Below are 20,005 nucleotides of genomic sequence, written 5' to 3'. Positions count from 1 at the left end.
CTCAGATGTTGTTGATCAAAGTGTCGAAGAGCGTCTGCGCGGTCTTGATGACCTGCGCGGAGGCCGTGTAGTACTGCTGGAACTTGACCAGGTTGGCCGCTTCCTCATCGAGGTTCACCGCCGACAGCGAATCGCGCGTGCCTTGTGCCTGGGTCAGCACCGCCTCGGTAGCGGTGGCGTCGAGCTTGGCCTGGTTGGCGGTGGCGCCGACCGTCTCCGTCAGGCTGCTGTATGCGCCGGTCAGGCTCATGCCGCTACCACTGCCGGTGCCGCTGCCAACGGTCTTGGCACTCTGCAGGTCGATCAGCTTCTGCGCGTTGGTGTTGTCGGCGTCGCCGTCACTGTTGAAGGCCACGGAGAAGCTGTCGCCCTGCCCCGGATAGCCGGCGATGGTGGTCTCGAAGGTGAACGACGGCGTGCCCGGCACGGTGATGCTGAGGTCGTTGCTCTGCCCCGGCACGATGTTGCCGGTGCCCAGCGGATTGCCGGCCGAGTCGTAGATGGTATAGCCCTGGGTGCCGCCGCTGGCGGCGTCGAACACCAGCTTGACCGGCAGGCCAGCCTTGATTGCCGCCGACATGGCCGCGCTGTTGGTCGAGTCCAGCTGCGAGGTCAGGCTGGTGCCGCTGATGGTGCCGCTGCCTTTGTTGCCGGTGGTGGTGCTGGCGGTCACCGCCGAGGCGAAGGCCAGGCGGTTGGAGTCGGTCATGGTGACCGAAATGTCCGCCGCGGCGGTGCGGGTCGGGATCACGGTAAAGCGGTCGCCAGCCTGCACCGTGCCGACGCTCTGTTGGCTGATGCTGAAGCCGTCGAATTCCTTCGGCGGGTTGTCGGTCAGGTCACCGCTGCCCAGCACCGTGCCATCGGAGGAACGCTTGATGGTATAGCCGGTGGCGGAGGTGAAGGTCACCTCGTAGTCACTGGTGGTCAGCGCGCCGCTGTCGGTGATGTTGACGTTGAGGTTGCCGGTGCCGGTGTTGTGGGTGTTGGCCAGGCTGCGGTTGCCGATCACGCTGGCGTCGTTGATGTCCTTGAACAGCTGCGCGCCGAAGTTGCCATTGAGGTCCAGGCCCTGGGCCAGTTGGCTGTTGAAGGTATCGGCGAGAACGATCGCCATGCGCCCCAGCTCGTTCTGGGTGCTGTCCAGCACATCGCTGCGGTAGCGCAGCAGGCCGCCCATCTGGCCGCCGGTGACCACCGAGGTGACGTCCATGGTCGAGCTGCCGGAACTCAGGCTCAGGCTGAACTGCGACGGGTTGTTGGCGCTCGGGCCGGCAGTCAGGGTGGAGGCGTTGGCGCCCACCACCAGCGGCTGGCCGGAACCCAGGTAGAGGTTGAGGCTGCTGCCCTGCTTGACCACGCTGACGCCAATCATGCCCGAGAGCTGCAGCACCGCCTGGTCGCGCTTGTCCTGCAGGTCGTTGGCGCTGGCGCCGCCGGCCTCGGCCGCGATGATCGCCTGGTTGTACTGGGCAATGGTCTTGGCCAGGTCGCTGACCTGCCCGGCCAGGCTGTCCATCTGCGTGTTGACGTAGCTGTTCTGGGTGCCCAGCTGGGTGGAGATCGAGTTGAAACGCTGCGCCAGGTTACTGGCCTGGGTCAGCACCAGCTGGCGCGACGCGGCGTCGGTCGGCGTGGCCGAGGCGGTCTGCAGCGAGGCGAAGAAATTCTGCATGACCTTGGACAGGCCGGTGGTGCTGTCCGACAGCAGCGAGTCGATCTGGTTGACCTGGGACAGGTAGGTCTGCGCATCGCTGTCCACCGAGGTGGCACCGCGCAACTGGTTGGCCAGGAACTCGCTGTACATCCGGCGCACGTCCTGCACCGTGGTGCCGGTGCCGACGTAGTACTGCCCGGCGAACTGCTCGGCAGAGGTCACCTGCGACGTCGACTGGCGGGTGTAGCCGGCCGTGTTGACGTTGGTGATGTTGTTGCCGGTGGTGCTCAGTGCCGCTTGCGAGGCATTGAGTCCGGACAGTCCGATGGATAGTAGGCTCATGGGCTTTCCTTAGAGCGTTCCCTTGAGGTGGGCATCAAAGGGCGCGGGTCGGGGCGTCGGCCATCGCCACGGTCTGGTAGACCTGCATCTGCTTGGCGATCTGGTTCACCTTCCGTGCGTACTGCGGGTCGGTGGCGTAGCCGGCGCGTTGCAACTCCTTCATGAATTGGTCCGGGCGCGCGGCGGAATCCAGCGCGCCCTGGTAGCGGTCGTTGTTCTGCAGGAAGCTCACGTAATCCTGGAAGCTCTGCTCGAAGGAGTTGTAGGCGCGGAACGACGCCACCTCCCGGACCTGCTTGCCGTTCTCGAATTCGGTCGTGGTGGCGCGGGCGGAATCGCCCTTCCAGCTGGAGCCGCTCTTGATGCCGAACAGGTTGTGGCTGCTGCTGCCGTCGCGCTGGGCGATCATCTTCTTGCCCCAGCCGGTTTCCAGCGCGGCCTGGGCCACCAGGTAGCGCGGGTCCACGCCGATGCGCTTGGCGGCGCGCTCGGCCATGGGCAGCATGGTGCTGATGAAGTCGTCGGCGGAGGCGAACATCGACTTGCCCGGCTTGGTGGAGATGGCCGAGGTGTCGACGTCTGCGACCGGCACGCGGGTGTCGATCTGCTGCGTGTAGGCGCGGTTGGCACGCCAGTCGTTGCTGGCCAGCTGCGCCGGCTGGCCGGCGCTGGAAGCTACGGCGTTGCCGCTGTCGGCGCCCGGCACGATACCGGCGGCGATGCGCTGGGCGAGCTTGCCCGGCAGTGCCAGGCGACGCGAGTTCAGGGCCTGGCGATCATCGCGGCCGGCTTCGGGCTGGGGCAGGTCCTTGCCGTTGGGCGACCACAGGCTGCGGGCTTTCTGGCGGTCGGAGGCGGCTGCGGTGGCCGTCGCGCTCGGCGTCGCGTCGGCAGAGGCCTGGGCGCCTGCCTGGGCGAACGGGTTGTTGCCGGTGTGGCGCACGCCCTGCATCTTTTCCATCTGCTTGACCAGCACGTCGGCCAGGCCGATGCCATGGCCCTGGGTGGCCAGCGACACCGACAGCTGGTGGTCGTACATGTCCTGGTACTGCTTGGAGGCCTCGCTGTTCATCGGGTTGTCCTTGGCGAACACCTCGTTGGCCGAGCGCATGGACTTGAGCATCTCGTTCATGAACAGCGATTCGAATTCCTGGGCGACCTTGCGGATGTTGCCGGCACTGTCGCGGGCCGAACCGGTCTTCATCGCCGACAGGCGATTGAGGTCGGTGTAGGACCCGCTGTCGGTGCTGGAAGTGCTGGAAGTGCTGGAGGAAAGCAGTCTGGCGTCCACGTCGGCGTCCTCAGATCACGATCAGGTCGGCTTGCAGTGCGCCGGCCTGTTTCAGGGCTTCGAGGATCGCCATCAGGTCGCTGGGCGCGGCGCCCACCTGGTTAACGGCGCGGACGATTTCATCCAGCGTGGTGCCCGGGCCGAACTTGAACATCGGCTTGGCTTCCTGGTCGGCATTCACCCGCGAACGCGGGACCACGGCGGTCTGGCCGTTGGAGAACGGGCCGGGCTGGCTGACGATGGGGTCTTCGGTGATGGTCACGGTCAGGCTGCCGTGGGTCACGGCGGCCGGCGACACGCGCACGTTCTGGCCGATCACGATGGTGCCGGTACGCGAGTTGATGATGACCTTGGCTACGGCTTCGCCGGCCTGCACGTCGAGGTTTTCCAGCACCGACATGTAGTCCACGCGCTGGTTCGGATCCAACGGCGCACTCACGCGCACCGAGCCGCCGTCCACTGCCTGGGCGACGCCCGGGCCGAGCAGTTCGTTGATGCGGTCGACGATGTGCTTGGCGGTGGTGAAGTCCGGGCGGTTGAGGTTCAGGGTCAGGCTGTTGCCCTGGTCGAAGCCGCTCGGCACGGCACGTTCAACCGTGGCGCCCGCCGGGATGCGGCCGGCCGACGGAACGTTGACGGTGATCTTGGAGCCATCGCGGCCCTCGGCATCGAAGCCGCCGACCACGAGGTTGCCCTGGGCAATGGCGTAGGTCTGGCCGTCGATACCCTTGAGCTGGGTCATCAGCAGGCTGCCGCCACGCAGGCTCTTGGCGTTGCCGATGGAGGAGACGGTGACGTCGATGGCCTGGCCCGGCTTGGCGAACGGCGGCAGGTCGGCATGGATGGACACCGCCGCGACGTTCTTCAGCTGCACGTTGCCCGAACCGGCCGGGACCTTGATGCCGAACTGCGCCAGCATATTGTTGAAGGTCTGCAGGGTGAAGGGCGTCTGGGTGGTCTGGTCGCCCGTGCCATTGAGGCCGACGACCAGGCCGTAGCCGATCAGCTGGTTGTTGCGCACGCCCTGGATGGTGGCAATGTCTTTCAGCCGCTCGGCCTGCGCCATCGGCACCGCCAGCAACGCACACAACGCCACCAGAACGTAGGAGCGGACTCGGCCCGCAATCGCCACCAGCGTTTTTCCAGAGAAGGCCATGCTTATCATCCTCAGAACGGGAACAGCGGGCTGAGGAAGAAGCGATCGAACCAGCCCGGCTGGCTCGCATCGGCGAACGCACCGGTGCCCGAGTAGGTGATGCGCGCGTCGGCCACACGGGTGGACGGCACGGTGTTGTCGGTGGCGATGTCGTCGGCGCGGACCAGGCCGGCGATGCGCACCAGCTCGTTGCCGGTGTTCAGGGTCATCCACTTTTCGCCGCGCACGGCGATGATGCCGTTGGGCATGACGTCGGCGACGGTGACGGTGATCGAACCGGTCAGGCTGTTGCTCTGCCCGGCCTGGCTGTCGCCCTTGCTCTCGCGGTTGCCCGAATACTCGGCGGAGAGGCTCAGGTCACCGCTGCCCACCGGGTTGTTGGTGGTCAGGCTGCTGCCGAACATCGAGGTCAGGCCGAGCTTGTTCTTGCTGTCCTTGGAGATGTCCGAACTGGCCTTCTTGCTCGCCTGGGTCTTCTCGTTGAGGGTGATGGTGATGATGTCACCCACGCGGAAGGCCTTGCGGTCGCCGTAGAGGTTGTTCTCGAACCCGGCCTGGTAGATCGACCCGTTGTTCTGCGCAGCCGGCGCGGGCGTGCGCGGCAGCACCGGCGCGTAATAGGGGTCGTCCGGCTTGGGCGGCGGGCTCACGCACCCTGCCAACGCGGCGATGGCCAGCAGCGGAAGGAGGTGGGAACGGTTCATCTACAGCTACCTCTCGGGGAGAGCGACTACGTGTTGGCCCAAGGGCCGGTTTGTCTCACGACCGCGCGAGCTAGGTCAGGCAAGGCGAAATCGAATTTGGAAGCGGAGTTGGCTCCAGCCAATGAGCATTCCTAATTCGATTTCAACGCCGCATGGCCGACGCGCAGCCGGTCGTTAAAGGTTCTGGGTGACGAACGAGAGCATCTGGTCGGCAGTGGAGATCACCTTGGAGTTCATCTCGTAGGCGCGCTGGGTGGTGATCATGTTCACCATCTCCTCCACCACGCTGACGTTGGAGTTCTCCAGGGTGTTCTGCAGCACGGTGCCCAGGCCGTTCAGGCCGGGGGTGCCAACCTGCGGCGCGCCGCTGGCGGCGGTCTCCAGGAACAGGTTGTTGCCGGTGGCCTGCAGGCCCGCCGGGTTGATGAAGTCGGCGGTCTGGATGTTGCCGATGATCTGCGGCGTGGCGTTGCCGGCGACGGTGACCGAGACGGTGCCGTCGTTGCCGACGGTGAAGGTCTGGGTTTCCGCCGGGACGACGATGGCCGGCTCCAGGGCGTTGCCGTTGGAGGTGACGATCTGCCCGTCGGAGTTCAGGTGGAAGCTGCCGTCACGGGTGTACGCGACGGTGCCGTCCGGGGTCAGCACCTGCAGGAAGCCACGGCCGTTGATGGCCATGTCCAGCGGGTTGTCGGTGGTCTGCAGGCTGCCGGCGGTGAAGTTCTTCTGGGTGCCGACGATGCGCACACCGGTACCCAGTTGCAGGCCCGAGGGCAGCTGGTTGTCCTGGGTGGTGTTGGCGCCGGGCTGCCGCTTGATCTGGTAGAGCAGGTCCTGGAACTCCGCGCGGTCACGCTTGAAGCCCGTGGTGGACACGTTCGCCAGGTTGTTCGAGATGGTCGTCAGGTTCATGTCCTGGGCGGACAGACCGGTCTTGCTGACCCAAAGTGCCGGAAGCATGTTTTCTCTCCTCGGGCGCCGGATTCATGGCGCCTCGAACGGGTAATCAGGTGTTATCAGCTGAATTGCAAAACACGCGCCATGGCCTGGGAGTCATCCTCGGCGGTGCGCATCATCTTTACGTGCAGTTCGAACTGGCGGGACAGCGCCAGGATCGAGGTCATCTCTTCGACGGCGTTGACGTTGCTGGCTTCCAGCACGCCGGACTGCAGGCTGGCGTTGGCATCGGCCTGCGGCGCGGGCTGCCCGGCCTTCAGGCGGATGAGGCCATCGGCGCCCTTCTCCAGTTGCTTGGGATCGGGAGAGACCAGCTTGATGCGGTCGACGGTGGCCAGTGCATTGGGCTGGTTGCCCAGGCCCCGGACGGTGATGGTGCCGTCGTCGCCGATCTCGATCTTCTCTTCCGGCGGCACGGCAATCGGCCCGCCATTGCCGATCACCGGCATGCCGTTGCCGGTGCGCAGCTGGCCGAGGGCGTCGATTTCCAGGCTGCCGGTGCGCACGTAGGCTTCGCCGCCATCGGGCGCCTGCACGGCGATCCAGGCATCGCCCTTGGCGGCGACATCGAGGTCACGGCCGGTTTCCTGCAAGGCGCCGGCGGTGAAGTCGGTGGCCGGGCGCTCGCTCATGGCGTAGACGCGCGCCGGAAAGCTGTCACCGAAGACCGGCATCGCGCGCGCCTGTTCGAAGTCGCGACGAAAACCGCTCGTGGAAATGTTCGCCAGGTTGTTGGCGTGAGCCTGCATGGCCAGGGTGTTCTGGCTCGCTCCGCTCATGGCGACATACAGCATTCTGTCCAAGGCATTCCTCCAGTGCCGGGTCGGATTCCCGGCGGTGCTGGAGGGACTTCAGCAAGGGTTGTGCCAGAACGCTGAAAACAAGCGCAAGACGCTGATAGGGAAGGATTTATCAAAAAACAAAGGCTCCCGAAGGAGCCTCGATGGCCGTCAGGCGGCGAATGACTGCCGCCTGCGGCAAAGGACGATTTGCCAACGGAGAGCACCGTTGCCGGCCGACCTCATCAACGCAGGTTGATGATGGTGTCGGAGATGGTGCTCTCGGTCTGTACGGTCTTGGCGTTGGCCTGGTAGTTGCGCTGCGCAACGATCAGGTTCACCAGCTGCGCCGTGAGGTCGACGTTGGATTCCTCCAGCGTGCCCGAGCCCACCGCGCCGAGGGTGCCGGAGGTCGGCGTGCCAATCACCGCCTCGCCCGAGGCCAGCGACTGCTTCCAGCCGGTGTTGCCTACCGGGGTAAGGCCCTGGGTGTTGGCGAAGTTGGCCAGGACCACCTGGCCGATCACCTTGGACTGGCCGTTGGTGTAGGTGGCGTACATCTGGCCGTCCTGGGCGAAAGACAGGCCGGACATCTGGCCGGTGGCGTAGCCGTCCTGGGTCACCGCGGTCACGGCGAAGGAGCCGTTGGTCTGGGTGGTCTTGGTCAGGTCGATGCTGATGCCGCCGGTCGCCCCCGCCGCGCCGTTGGCGCCCCAGGTCACCGGGCTGGTGGTGGAGTCGGTGACAGCTGCCGGCGTCCAGCCCGTCAGGGTCATGGTCTTGTCGGCGTTGACGGTCATGCCGGTGGAGGTGATGCCCGTCAGTTGGCCGGCGCTATTGAAGGTGATGTCGCTGCTCAGCGGCGTAGTGCTGGTCGGCGTCTGCGGGTTACGGCCGTCGACCAGGGTGTACATGCTCCAGTTGTTGGCGGCGTCCTTGACGAAGTAGTTCGTCATGGTGTGCGAGTTGCCCTGGGAGTCGTAGATGTCCACGGAGGTCGACCAGTTGTAGCTGTCCGAGTCGGTGGCATCGAACGGCGTGGTCTTGGGCGTGGTGGCGTTGGAGTTCAGGCTCAGGGTCGAGGTGATCTTCGAAGTCGGGCTCGGCGGCTGGTTGGCGGTATCGACCTTCAGGTCGGTGATCACGCCATTGACGATACTGCCGTTGCCGTTGACGCCATAACCCTGCAGGCGGTTGCCCGAGCCATCGACGATGTAACCGCTGGCGTCGGTGTTGAAGGTGCCGTTGCGGGTATAGACGCGGCTGCCGTTGTCGCTGGTCATGAAGAAGCCGTTGCCGCTCACCGCCAGGTCCAGGCTGCGCCCGGTGGTGCTCAGGTTGCCCTGGGTGAACTGCTGCGAGACGGACTGGGTGACCACGCCATTACCCACGGCGATGCGGCCGGTGCCGAGCATCGAGGAGGCATAGAGGTCGGCGAACTCGGTGCGCGACGACTTGAAGCCGGTGGTGCCGACGTTGGCGATGTTGTTGCCGGTGACGTTCAGGTCCATCGACGCGGCGTTGAGTCCACTCAGGGCGGTGTTGAAAGACATGTGTTGCTCCTGTGCCGAAACGCGGCGTTATTTTCCGATGGTCTGAATGCTGGAGGCGGAAACGGCGCCGATGCCCGCCAGGTTCAGGGTCATTTCCCCGCCGTTCTGGCCCAGCGTGACGCTGTTGACCGTGGCCGGCAGGTAAGTGGTCAGGGCGGTGCTGGTGCCGTCCAGGGTCGCGGTGGCCTTGACGGTGTAGGAACCAGCCCCCACCAGCTCGCCGCTGTCGTCCTTGCCATCCCAGGTGAAATCGATGTTGCCGGCCTTCTGGCTGCCCATGTCGACGGTGCGGACCAGGTCGCCGGAGTCGTCGTAGATCTTCAGCGTCACGCCATCGCCTTTGGACGGCATCACCAGCGAACCCTTGACGCCAGCGGACGGGTCGTCGACCTGCACCTTGCTGGAGTTGACGATCACCGAGCGGCCGACCAGCGACGAGGCCTGCAGGGCCTGCGAGGACTGGAACGAGGAGTAGAAGGTGCCCAGGGTGGTGTCGAGGTTCTGCATGCTCTCCAGGCTGCTGAACTGCGCCAGCTGGGAGACGAACTCGGTGTTGTCCTGCGGGTCCAGCGGGTTCTGGTTGTTCAGCTGGGTGACCAGCAGTTGCAGGAACGAATCCTTGCCCAGCGCACTGGTGCCGGTCTCGGTGGTGGACGACGAGTTCTTGGACCCTGCGTTCAGCGAAGACAGGATCGAGCTCGTGCTGTTGTCGGTATTGATGCTCATGGGGCGTCCTCTGCGCTTACTGACCCAGGGTCAGGACCTTCTGCATCATCTGCTTGGCGGTGTTCATCATTTCCGCGTTGCTCTGGAAGGAACGGCTGGCGGAGATCATGTCGGCCATCTCCTGCACCACGTTCACGTTCGGGTAATAGACGTAGCCGTCCTTGTCGGCCGCCGGATGGTTCGGCTCGTAGCGCGGCACCAGCGGGCTCTGGTCCTCGACCACGCCCAGCACCTGCACGCCGGAACCCGCCTGGTCGGTCTCGCCGAACAGCGAACCCTGTTCGCTGCCGCCCTGCGCCTGGTTGAGCATCGCCGAGAACACCGGATGGCGGGCACGGTAGGTCTGGTCGATGCTCGAGGACACGCTCTCGGCGTTGGCAAGGTTCGAAGCGGTGGTGTTCAGACGGGTGGTCTGGGCACTCATGCCGGTACCGGCGATGTTGAAGACACTGGCGAGGGACATGATTACTCTCCGCGCAGGGCGTTCATCAGCCCTTTGAACTTGCTGTTGAGGAAGGTGAAGGAGGCCTGGAACTGCACGGAGTTCTCCGCATAGTTGGCCTGCTCGATCTGCGCATCCACGGTGTTCTGGTCGATCGAGGGCTGGTTCGGAATGCGGTACTTCAGCGATTCGTCACCCATGGCCAGGCCATCCGCCTCGATGTGGCGAGCGTTGGTCAGGGCGGTGCTGAAGGTGCCGTTCTTCAGCTTGTCGGACTGCGCCGCGAGCACCGAGGCGAAGTCCAGGTCACGCGCCTTGTAGTTGGGCGTGTCGGCGTTGGCCAGGTTGTTGGCCAGCACTTCAGCGCGCTGGGAGCGGAAGCTCAGTGCTTGCTGGTGGATGCCGAGGGCTTTGTCGAAGCTGATGCTCATGGTCGCGAACCTGTTTGCCGGTGTGGGCTTGCCAACACTTCAGCAAGGTGCGTGCCAAACATCTATTTCCTTGATATTCAATGGCTTGAGCAGCCATCAAGGGCGGCAAGGAGCGGCAAAAGGCGGCAAAGCGGCAACCGATTTCCTTGCCGCCCCTCCCGCCGTTGCCGCTCGACACATCACACGGCAACAAGCCGGCTCGCTCCAGCGAAAGGTTCCTACGCTTGCGCCAACGCCAGGAACGCGCTCGGCAACCGCGCCTGCCGCCGGTCCTTCAGGCAATACAGGTACTCGTCGATCAGGCTCGCGCCCTTGATCTCCAGTACGCACAGCTGGGGGTTATCGGGCACTTCCTGGCGGGCAATGATGCTTACGCCCAGGTTGCGGATCACTGCCTCGCGAATCGATTCACGGCTGCCGATTTCCAGCACCGAGGCGGGTACCACTCCGGCCTGCTGCAACATCGCCTCGGTCAGTTGACGGGTGGTCGAACCCGCCTCGCGCATCAGCAGGCAATGCTGGCGCAGGTCTCCCAGGTTCACCGACTGCATGGCCGCCAGCGGATGGCTGCGGTGCACTGCCAGCACCAGCGGATCGCTGCCCAGCACCACGCGGGTCAGGCGCGCGTCATCCACCTGTTGCGAAGAGGCGGCCAGGTCGACCCGGCATTCGATGAGCGATTCGAGCACCTGCTGGGAATTGCCGATCTCCACCGACACCTCGATCTGCGGGAAGCGCTCGCGGAAGTCCTTGATCAGCCCGAGCACATAATAAGGAGAGGTGGCGCCGATACGCAGGGCGCCCTGCATCTGCCCGCAGTTGCGCAGGTAGAACTCGATGTCGGCTTCCTGCTGCAGCAGCGCCTCGACCATCGGCAGCAGGCGCGCGCCCTCGTCGCTCAGGGTCAGGCGCCGGCCGCCGCGATAGAACAGCTCCACCGCGTACTGGCTTTCCAGGTTGCGGATCTGGGTGGTCACGGTCGGCTGGCTGAGGCCGAGCTTCTTCGCCGCCTGGGTGATGCTGCCCAGCCTGGCAACCCGGTAGAACGCCTTCAGTTCAGCGCTGAGCATCGGCCGACCCGCCTCTTCGAAAAATTCATCAACAGTTTTTCTCAACGCTGCCGGCAAACCGGCGCCAGCCCACTGGCGACGCGGCCTTCAGCTTAGCGACAAAAGCCCTGAAAAGGTCAATGTACCTGACCTGTATCACTGGCAACACCAGTTGGCGCTGGACAGCCCGGAGTTGAGCGACTTTCATTGCCCTTGGAAAAATCCCACCTGGAAACCGAAGGCGGCCTCACAAGGGTGCGCCCAAGGAGCAATTGATGAAGTACAAAGTCACCATGGTTTTCGGCACCCGTCCGGAAGCCATCAAGATGGCCCCCCTCGCCCGCGTCCTCCGCCGTACCCCGGAAATCGAGCTGCGCATCTGCTCCACCGGCCAGCATCGCGAGATGCTACAGCAAGTGCTGAACTCCTTCGAACTGGAGGTCGACGAAGACCTCGACGTCATGACCCAGGGCCAGACCCTGAACAGCCTGTCCCTGCAGATGATGGGCAAGCTGGATGACAGCTACGACCGCCACCGCCCGGACATCGTGCTGGTGCACGGCGATACCACCACCAGCTTCATCGCCGCCCTCACCGCCTTCAACCGGCAGATTCCGGTAGGCCACGTCGAGGCCGGCCTGCGCACCGGCAACATCCACCAGCCGTGGCCGGAAGAGGCCAACCGCCGCCTCACCGCGGTGATCGCCGACCTGCACTTTCCGCCGACCAAGGCCTCGCGCGACAACCTGCTGCGTGAAGGAGTGAACATCGACCAGATCGAGGTCACCGGCAACACCGTGATCGACGCCCTGCTATGGATGCGCGAACACCTGCACGAGACCGACTGGAAACCCGCGCCCGACTCACCGCTGGCCAGGTTCACCGGCGACCGCCGCGTGGTGCTGATCACCGGCCACCGCCGGGAGAACTTCGGCAAGGGTTTCGAGCGAATCTGCCAGGCCCTGGCGGAGCTGGCCCAGCGCTTCCCCGATGTCGACTTCGTCTACCCGGTACACCTCAACCCGCAGGTGCAGAACGCCGTCTACGGCCTGCTCTCGGACAAGCCGAACATCCACCTGATCGCCCCGCAGGACTACCAGAGCTTCGTCTGGCTGATGGACCGCGCCTACATCATCCTCACCGACTCGGGCGGCATCCAGGAAGAAGCCCCGGCGCTGGGCAAACCGCTGCTGGTGCTGCGCCGCGTCACCGAGCGCCCCGCCGTACTCGAAGGCGGCACCGTAGTGCTGGTGGGTACCAACACCGGCCGCATCGTCAGCGAAGCCAGCCACCTGCTGCGCGACGAAGAAGTCTACGAACAGATGAGCCGGGTCTTCAGCCCCTATGGGGATGGCCACGCCAGCGAGAAGATCGTCGCCCGGCTGCTGTCCTGGTTCGGTGAATCACGCACGCCAAGCGAGTTCGAATGAGCCTCGAACTGGTCGATATCCTCACCTACGTTCTGTATGCCCTGAAGTACCTGGCGATCATCCTGGCCGCGCTGATGTTCCTGCTCGGCCTGGATGACCTGTTCATCGACCTGGTGTACTGGGGCCGTGTGCTGGTGCGGCGCTTCCGCATCTACAACCGCTTCGACCGGGCCGACGAGGAACGCCTCTTCGCCGCCGCAGAGAAGCCCCTGGCGATCATGGTGCCGGCCTGGAACGAGGTCGGCGTGGTCGGCGAGATGGCACGCCTGGCGGCGTCGACGCTGGACTACGAGAACTACCAGATCTTCGTCGGCACCTACCCCAACGATCCGCAGACCCAGGCGGACGTGGATGCCGTCTGCCTGCACTACCCCAACGTGCACAAGGTGGTCTGCGCGCGCCCCGGCCCCACCAGCAAGGCCGACTGCCTGAACAACATCATCGACGCCATCCTGCGCTTCGAGGCCGATGCGAAGATCGAGTTCGCCGGCTTCATCCTGCACGACGCCGAGGACGTGATCTCGCCGCTGGAACTGCGCCTGTTCAACTACCTGCTGCCGGCCAAGGACCTGATCCAGATCCCGGTCTACCCCTACGCCCCGGAATGGACCGGCTTCACCGCCGGCCACTATGTCGACGAGTTCGCCGAGAACCACGGCAAGGATGTGCCGGTGCGCGAGGCGCTGACCGGCCAGGTGCCCAGCGCCGGCGTCGGTACCTGCTTCAGCCGCCGCGCCATTGCCGCGCTGCTGGAAGACGGCGACGGCATCGCCTTCGATGTGCAGAGTCTCACCGAGGACTACGACATCGGCTTCCGCCTCAAGCAGAAGGGCATGAAGTGCATCTTCGCCCGCTACTCCATCACCGACCCGCAGCTGGCGCTGAAAAGCACCTGGGTGCCGGGCATGGACCGGCGCTTCTCCCAGGTCATCTGCGTGCGCGAACACTTCCCGCGCACCTGGCAGCACGCCATCCGCCAGAAGTCCCGGTGGATCACCGGGATTGTCTTCCAGGGCACGCGCAACCTGGGCTGGAGCAGCAAGGGGATGCTCAACTACTTCCTCTGGCGCGATCGCCGGGGGCTGATCGCCTACCTGCTGAGTTTCCTGGTCAACCTGCTGTTCCTGGTGCTGATCACCATGTGGCTGATCACCACCCTGTCGCCCAACGCTTGGCGCTTCCCCTCGATCCTCGAAGGCAGCCAGTTGCTGGTAGTGCTGCTGTTCCTCAACGGCCTGATGCTGCTCAACCGGCTGTTCCAGCGCTTCTGGTTCGTCACCCGCTTCTACGGCATCTTCGAGGGGCTGCTGTCGGCGCCGCGGATGATGTGGAGCAACTTCGTCAACTTCTTCGCCAACCTGCGCGCGCTCAAGCAGGTGATGGAAATGGGCGACTCGCGCCGCGTGGCGTGGGACAAGACCACCCACGAGTTCCCCGCCCTCGCCGGCCCGCAACGCACACCGCTGGGCCAGCGCCTGAAGGAAAAAGGCCTGATCACCGAGGAGCAGCTGCAATCGGCGCTCACCAGCCCGGTGCGCCGGCGCCTGGGCCGCGAGCTGCTGCTGCGCGAGCTGATCACCAGCACCCAACTGGTGGAAACCCTGGCCGAGGAACTGGGCGAGGAATGGGCTCCGCTCAACCCCTTCACCCTCGATGCGAAGCTGATTGAAGCGTTGCCGCGCAAGCTGGCGCTGCGCTATGCCGTGCTGCCGGTAGCCCTGGAGGGCGACACCCTGGTGCTGGCCAGCGAACAGCAGATCAGCCAGGTATCCCTCGGTGCTATCAGCCGCCAGCTCAAGCGTCCGGTGCGTGGGCGTCTGGCTCCCCAGGGGCGCGTCACTCTCGGCCTGCGCCACTGGTATGGCGGGCGCCACCAGAGCGACGAAACCCGCGCCATCGTCGACGCGCTCCGTCAGCGCAACGGCGATGAAACCCTGATGGAGCGCCTCTGTGGACATGTGGTGATGTTCGGCACCCTGCTGCAGGTCCGCGGGATGGTCCCGCCGAGCCTGTTCAACCAGGCCCTGATCGATTTCGACCCCGAGCAGGACTCCCTCGGCGAACATCTGATCAAGCGCGGCATCATCACCCAGCAGGTGCTCGAAGAAGCACTCGAGGAACAGGCCAGCGAACAGCACGAGGCCTATCGCATTGCCCGGGAGGCCGTGTGAAACCGCAACAAACCCTGCTTTACGGCCTGATCCTGGCGAGCATCGCCGCTCCGCTGGCGCAGGCCGCCGACGACCAGCTCAGCGAATTCCAGCGCTTCCGCAGCTTCCCCTACCTGGACAAGGGCTACAAGGAAGCGAAGAAGAACAACTGGGCGGAAGTCGAACGCCTGATGCGCCACCTGCTCGACCGCGTACCCAACAACACCGAAGCGCGTTCCCTGCTGATCCAGTCCCTGGCCAAGCAACAGCGCTATGCCGATGCGGAAAAGGAAGCCCAGGCCCTGGCCGGCACCGATGCCGGCGCCGAGGCGCTGACCAACCTGCGCCTGGACCTGATCGAGAACGGCCCGCCGCCCGAAGTGCAGGTCAACCAGTGGCTGGCCCATGCCGATGCCAATGAGCGTGTGCGGCTGTGGCAGGCCTACAGCCTCAAGCTCGGCCAGACCCAGGGCGCGGCCAAGGCGCTGGAATGGCTCGGCACCTTGCCGCCGGGCAGTGACGGCCGAGTACTGCGCGAAGCGCGGGCGAACTGGGCCGAACAGCTGCGTGACTGGGATACCACCATCGCCCAACTGGCGCCGCTGGCCGCCGCCCACCAGCTCTCCGCCGTGGACTGGAACCGGCTGGCCAACGCCTATGCCCAGCGCCTGGACGAAAAGCCGCTGGAGCAACTGATCCAGCAGGCCCCGGACGCGGAGTCGGCACGCAAGGCCCGGCTGGCGATCATCGACCGCGCCATCGCCGTCGAGCAGACCGAAGTGGCCAAGCGCTGGCTGCTCACCCTGCCCGAGCAGGACCGCCGCGACCCGACGCGCCAGGCACAGTTGCTCGAAGTCGCGCGCGACAGCAGTGACGCGGCCCTGGTAACGCAGCTCAGCGATGCGCAGAACCGCCCCTGCCTGGAAACCACCGAATGGTTGTCACGCCACGACCAGGCAGCGGCACTGGCGAAGCTGCAGCAATGCAAGCCCACTGACGATCCGAAGACCTGGCTGGTCCTGGCCCAACGCCTGGAGGCCACCGACCTGCTGGAAAACACCCGGCTGCCCGAACCCTGGGACACCGCCCGCCGCGACCAACTGGTGGACTCCTGGCGACGCCAGGGGCGCACCGACCTGGCCCTGGCCTGGCTATCCCGCCAGCCGCAGACACCCGATACCGTGCGCCAGCGCGCCGAGCTGCTGCAGGCCCGCGGCCGCACCGGCGAAGCGGCCGCACTGTGGGAGCAGCGCTACCGCCAGACCGGCGACCTCAAGGCGCTGGACCAGGCCAGCTATCTGGCGCTCAACGCCGGGCGCACTGAACGCGCCAAGCAACTGCTGGAAAGCGCCTACGACCGACGCGGCGGCAACTTGCCGCCCACGCTGCTGCAGCGCCTGGCCGGCATCCATGCACGCAGTGATACGCCGCTGGACGTCGCCCGCATCGAAGCCCTGCTGCCCAAGGCCGACCCGGTCTCGCGCGGCTACCTGCTCGGTCGCCTGGCCGAAGCCGGGCGCTGTGATGCCCTGCAACGCTACCTGAGCCCGGATTCCAACACCCCCGGCGAACTGCGCGCCCTGGGCCGCTGCGCCATGCCCGCGCGCCCCGGCGAAGCGGTGGTCTACTACCAGGCCGCCATCGCCCACGGCGACAAGGACAGCCAACTGCCGCTGGCCTATGCACTGGAAGCCGCCGGTGACCCGGCCGGCGCCCTGCGCATCTTCAATGCCCTGCCCGCCAGCGAACTCAACGACAACTCCCGCCTCACCGCCAGCCGCGCCGCCCTGCTCACCAACGACAATGCCGGCGCCGAACGCTACTGGCAGCAGGCGAAGAAAGGCAGCGCGGACGATTGGGCACTGGGCGCCAACATCGCCGATGCCCGTGGCGACTATCCCCTGGCCCTCACCCGGCACCGCGCGGCCCTGCAACACGAGCCCAACGGCCAGCACTACTACAATGCCGCCGGCAGCGCTCAGAAGGCCGGCGACAAGCAGCAGAGCAAACTCTGGCTGGCCGAGGCGGTACGCCGCGAGCCGAACAACCCGCGCTTCCGCGCCGACTACGGCATGCGCCTGGCCGGCACCGATACGCCGCAAGAGCGGCGCACTGCGATTCCCTACCTGGAACGCGCCACCCGCGACTACCCGGAAGACTTCCGTCTGGGCGAAACCCTGGCCTGGCGCTACGACGAGGCCGAGGACAGCTTCGCCGCCCGCCGCGAGTTGCGCCGGGTCATCGACCTGGAGCAGGACCCGGTGGCCGCCGACGACGAATACGGCAGCCTCGAAGCCCGTCGCTTCCGTCAGCGCCGTGCGCATCAGACGTTGTCCCAGCGCGACAACCTGACCATCGCCAGTACCTGGTCGCCGGCAGGAATCACCACCGTGGCCGTCCCCATCGGCGAAAACAAGGTTGGCAACAAACGCCGCGCCCAATCGCAGAACCTGCAAACATTCATCTGGGACCACGCGCTGGGCGATGAACCGACCCGCAACGGCAGCACCCTCTCGGTGTATGGCCGGGCGATCGCCGGCAACGAGGGGCGCAAGGAATACACGCAGACCCTCGCCGCCGGTTTCGGCCTGCGCTACAAACCCTTCGGCGACTACAACCTCAACCTCTACAGCGAGCTGTACAAGCAGAACACCATCAAGAACGACGGCGATGCCGAAGACGCTTTCGAAGGCATCCGCTGGCACGAGATCGGCACTCCCGAGAAGTTCGAGCGCTACGCCCGCCAGCGTGACAAGTACGGCCAGACCTCCACCGACTTCCTGCTGCGTGCCACGGCCTCCTTCCTCGACCAGGGCGAGTACCGCAACGACTGGCGCGTGGACGAGAGCGACTGGGACGAACGCTTCCTCTACACCGACTTCGCCTGGTGGACCCACGCCGGCGACCACCAGTGGGTCTCGCGCTACCAGCAGGGCCACACCTGGAAACTGCCGGTGGATTCGCCGCAAACGATCATGCCCTACGGCTTTGCCGAGTTCTCCACGCAGGACCCGAGCAACGACTGGCGCCAGGACCTGCGCAGCGGCGTTGGCCTGCGCTGGCAATACTGGTACGGCGAGGATCGCTACAACGCCTACCGCGCCCACGTCACCGTGCGCACCGAATACCAGTTGGGCATGGCCGGCAATCTCTACGAAAAGGCCAACGGCTGGCTGGTGGGACTCGAGGTGAACTTCTGATGCGCCGCCTGATTCTCTCCCTCGCCCTGCTCCTCTCCGCCTTCGCTGCCCAGGCCGACGATCGCCTGTTCTATCAGCCGCTGAACGTCGATGCGTCACTCAGCGAGACGCAGTGGCAACAGATCTGGCGCGCCAGCGCAGCCCAGGGCGCGAAGACGCTGATCGTGCAGTGGACCGCCTATGGCGACTCCGACTTCGGCGGCGCCACCGGCTGGCTCGCACATGCCCTGAAAAGCGCCCACGACAACGGCCTGCAACTGGTCCTCGGCCTGTACATGGACACGGCCTACTACCAGCGCCAGAGCGAACTGGACACACCCGGCCTGGAGGCCTACTGGCAGCACCAGCTCGGCCGCTCCCTGGCGCAACAACGGCAAGTGAGCGAGCAATGGAAACTCCCCGTTACCGCCTGGTACCTGCCGATGGAACTGGACGACTGGCACTTCCAGGCCGCCGAACGCCGACAAGCCCTGCAACGCCAGCTCAAGGACTTCGCCGCTCAGCTGAAGGCCCCCCTGCAACTGAGCGCATTCTCCGGCGGCAAGCTCGCGCCGCAGGTATACGGCGACTGGCTGGGCGAAATCGCCAGCCTCGGTGTACAGGTCTGGTGGCAGGACGGCGCCGGCACCGGCGCGCTGCCCGAGCGAGTACGCCAGGCGTACGCTGCCGCTCTACCCTGCTCGGTTGGCATCGTCCGCGAAGCCTTCCGCCAGACCAGTGCCGCCGGCCAGGCCTTCCGCGCCGAGCCTGCCGCACCGTCCAGCGTCTCCACAGGCTGTCACGCCAGTGCCGTCTTCGAAGTGCGTTATCGGCCCTGGGGCAAACTCCTGCTGGACAACCAGCGGGCGCGAGCCGGCACCGCCCTGCACCCTTGAGACCAGCCCCCGCGCGCGACCTGCCGGACACCGCGCGGGGGCAACCGAGTTCGTCTATTCTCGCGCGAGCGATCCCGCACCCGTACAGGACCGTTCATGTTCAAGACCATCGAATCGGAAGTCGTGAAGCAACACGTTTCACCTGAACTGCGCGCCGAGTTTCTCCAGCATGACTTCGAGCGGCTCAAAGGCTTCAGCCTGCTGGTATTCGGCGTCAGCATCGGCATCTGGCTTCTCTTCGACCTGATCGTCAGCTTCCAGACCGGCCAGGGCTTCAGCTACATCTCGCTGCTGTTCCTCGCAGCCTTCGTCATCCTTTTTGCCCTGACCGCAGTGGCCCGCCGCGCAGTGCATTTCTACCTGATCAACTTCGCCTTCGTCGTGACCTTCGCCTGGGGCGCGCGCCTGCTGATCGAAGGCATTCCCAGTGACGTCCGCCAGGCCTGGCTGGTGATCTGCGCCTCCACCGTGCTCTACAGCGCGACGGTGCTACCACTGAACCGCCCGGCCTTCTTCGCGGTACTGGCCATCACCTGGTTGCTGCTCAACCCTTTCCTGGGCAACGTGCCGGAGTTCAACGTGCGACACAGCATGCTGATCTGCTATCCGGTCTTCATCAGCGCCCTCACGGTATACATCTTCCACCACCTCAGCCAGGCCAAGCTGCACAACTACGCCATGGCCCGCCTGCTGCTCGATCAGGCCTACATCGACACCCTGACCGGGATCCCCAATCGTCGTTCCTTCATGGCGCGAGTGGGCAAGCGCCTGGTGGAAGACGGCGAGCAACGCTACCTGGCGATGATCGACATCGACCATTTCAAACGAGTCAACGACACCTACGGGCACGACATCGGCGACGAAGTGCTGACCCGCGTCGCACTGGCGATCAAGCAACAGATGGGCGACTTCGAGTTCGCCCGGCTGGGCGGCGAGGAGTTCGGCCTCTACCTCTGGGGCCTGGATGCCGACCAGGCACAGGCACGGCTCGAGCAACTGCGCGAGGCCACCGCCGACCTTCCCGGCCACCCCAGCGTCACCATCAGCCTCGGCCTCGCGCACCTGAGCCTGGAGGGAAACCTCAGCGAAGCACTGATCAAGGCAGACAAGGCGCTCTACAGCTCCAAGCACAATGGCCGCAATCGAACGACCTATTCGCCCTGAAGCTCAGTGCCATCATTATTACCCCGCTACCCTGAACAGCGGATGTTTGAGGGCAAATGACCAACTGTTGAGATGTTTCAAGCGGGTATTTGTTACGAT

General features: G+C 65.3%; 16 protein-coding genes. 5 read left to right on the top strand and 11 right to left on the bottom strand.

Translation table 11 applies throughout. The features are described from left to right. Position 1: 1 nt before the first annotated feature. The 11 genes from flgK to A6723_RS12215 form a co-directional block, all read right to left on the bottom strand. The gene (flgK, locus tag A6723_RS12265) at positions 2-1,999 is read right to left on the bottom strand and encodes a flagellar hook-associated protein FlgK (protein ID WP_054907267.1); all 1,998 of its coding nucleotides are present in this window, start codon (positions 1,997-1,999) and stop codon (positions 2-4) included. Positions 2,000-2,033: 34 nt separating this feature from the next. Continuing rightward, complete coding sequence (gene flgJ / locus A6723_RS12260) at positions 2,034-3,290, bottom strand: flagellar assembly peptidoglycan hydrolase FlgJ (protein ID WP_054907266.1); 1,257 nt, start codon at positions 3,288-3,290, stop codon at positions 2,034-2,036. Positions 3,291-3,300: 10 nt separating this feature from the next. Continuing rightward, on the bottom strand, positions 3,301-4,356 hold the full coding sequence (locus A6723_RS12255) for a flagellar basal body P-ring protein FlgI (RefSeq protein ID WP_235376402.1): 1,056 nt from the start codon (positions 4,354-4,356) through the stop codon (positions 3,301-3,303). Between the two features lie 101 nt (positions 4,357-4,457). Beyond that, positions 4,458-5,150 carry a flagellar basal body L-ring protein FlgH gene (flgH, locus tag A6723_RS12250; protein WP_037014602.1) on the bottom strand — a complete coding sequence of 231 codons (693 nt, stop codon included), beginning with the start codon at positions 5,148-5,150 and terminating at the stop codon, positions 4,458-4,460. Between the two features lie 174 nt (positions 5,151-5,324). Then, complete coding sequence (gene flgG / locus A6723_RS12245; protein WP_024764918.1) at positions 5,325-6,110, bottom strand: flagellar basal-body rod protein FlgG; 786 nt, start codon at positions 6,108-6,110, stop codon at positions 5,325-5,327. A gap of 56 nt (positions 6,111-6,166) precedes the next feature. Next, the gene (gene flgF / locus A6723_RS12240) at positions 6,167-6,910 is read right to left on the bottom strand and encodes a flagellar basal-body rod protein FlgF (protein WP_054907264.1); all 744 of its coding nucleotides are present in this window, start codon (positions 6,908-6,910) and stop codon (positions 6,167-6,169) included. A 221-nt stretch (positions 6,911-7,131) separates the two neighbouring features. Next, positions 7,132-8,439 carry a flagellar hook protein FlgE gene (flgE, locus tag A6723_RS12235; protein WP_054907263.1) on the bottom strand — a complete coding sequence of 436 codons (1,308 nt, stop codon included), beginning with the start codon at positions 8,437-8,439 and terminating at the stop codon, positions 7,132-7,134. 27 nt (positions 8,440-8,466) lie between these two features. Next, a complete protein-coding gene (gene flgD / locus A6723_RS12230) occupies positions 8,467-9,165 on the bottom strand; it encodes a flagellar hook assembly protein FlgD (RefSeq protein WP_054907262.1) in 699 nt (232 codons plus the stop codon). A gap of 16 nt (positions 9,166-9,181) precedes the next feature. After that, positions 9,182-9,628: a flagellar basal body rod protein FlgC gene (gene flgC, locus A6723_RS12225; RefSeq protein WP_054907261.1), complete on the bottom strand. Its 447-nt coding sequence runs from the start codon at positions 9,626-9,628 to the stop codon at positions 9,182-9,184. Between the two features lie 2 nt (positions 9,629-9,630). Beyond that, positions 9,631-10,038 (bottom strand): flagellar basal body rod protein FlgB, encoded by a 408-nt coding sequence (gene flgB, locus A6723_RS12220; RefSeq protein ID WP_024764913.1) that lies wholly within the window; start codon positions 10,036-10,038, stop codon positions 9,631-9,633. Positions 10,039-10,256: 218 nt separating this feature from the next. Next, positions 10,257-11,108, bottom strand: coding sequence for a LysR family transcriptional regulator (locus A6723_RS12215; RefSeq protein WP_054907260.1), 852 nt, complete (start codon positions 11,106-11,108; stop codon positions 10,257-10,259). A gap of 254 nt (positions 11,109-11,362) precedes the next feature. On the opposite strand from A6723_RS12215, the gene wecB reads away from it, so the two are divergent. From wecB to A6723_RS12190, 5 genes are all read left to right on the top strand, one after another. Further along, positions 11,363-12,517 (top strand): non-hydrolyzing UDP-N-acetylglucosamine 2-epimerase, encoded by a 1,155-nt coding sequence (gene wecB, locus A6723_RS12210; RefSeq protein ID WP_054907259.1) that lies wholly within the window; start codon positions 11,363-11,365, stop codon positions 12,515-12,517. Next, the gene (gene nrfB, locus A6723_RS12205; RefSeq protein ID WP_054907258.1) at positions 12,514-14,688 is read left to right on the top strand and encodes a cyclic di-3',5'-guanylate-activated glycosyltransferase NrfB; all 2,175 of its coding nucleotides are present in this window, start codon (positions 12,514-12,516) and stop codon (positions 14,686-14,688) included. The genes wecB and nrfB overlap by 4 nt, the downstream gene beginning before the upstream one ends. Continuing rightward, a complete protein-coding gene (locus A6723_RS12200; RefSeq protein WP_054907257.1) occupies positions 14,685-17,867 on the top strand; it encodes a hypothetical protein in 3,183 nt (1,060 codons plus the stop codon). The genes nrfB and A6723_RS12200 overlap by 4 nt, the downstream gene beginning before the upstream one ends. Beyond that, a complete protein-coding gene (locus A6723_RS12195) occupies positions 17,867-18,742 on the top strand; it encodes a DUF4434 family protein (protein WP_054907256.1) in 876 nt (291 codons plus the stop codon). Before A6723_RS12200 ends, A6723_RS12195 begins: the two co-directional genes overlap by 1 nt. Before the next feature lie 96 nt (positions 18,743-18,838). Next, positions 18,839-19,906, top strand: a complete 1,068-nt coding sequence (locus A6723_RS12190) for a diguanylate cyclase (protein ID WP_054907255.1) — start codon at positions 18,839-18,841, stop codon at positions 19,904-19,906. Positions 19,907-20,005 lie beyond the last annotated feature (99 nt).

Source organism: Pseudomonas sp. AU11447, assembly GCF_001672555.2.
In the GTDB taxonomy this organism is placed as follows: Bacteria; Pseudomonadota; Gammaproteobacteria; order Pseudomonadales; family Pseudomonadaceae; genus Pseudomonas; species Pseudomonas nitroreducens.
This window is presented reverse-complemented; position numbering and strand designations above follow the sequence as displayed.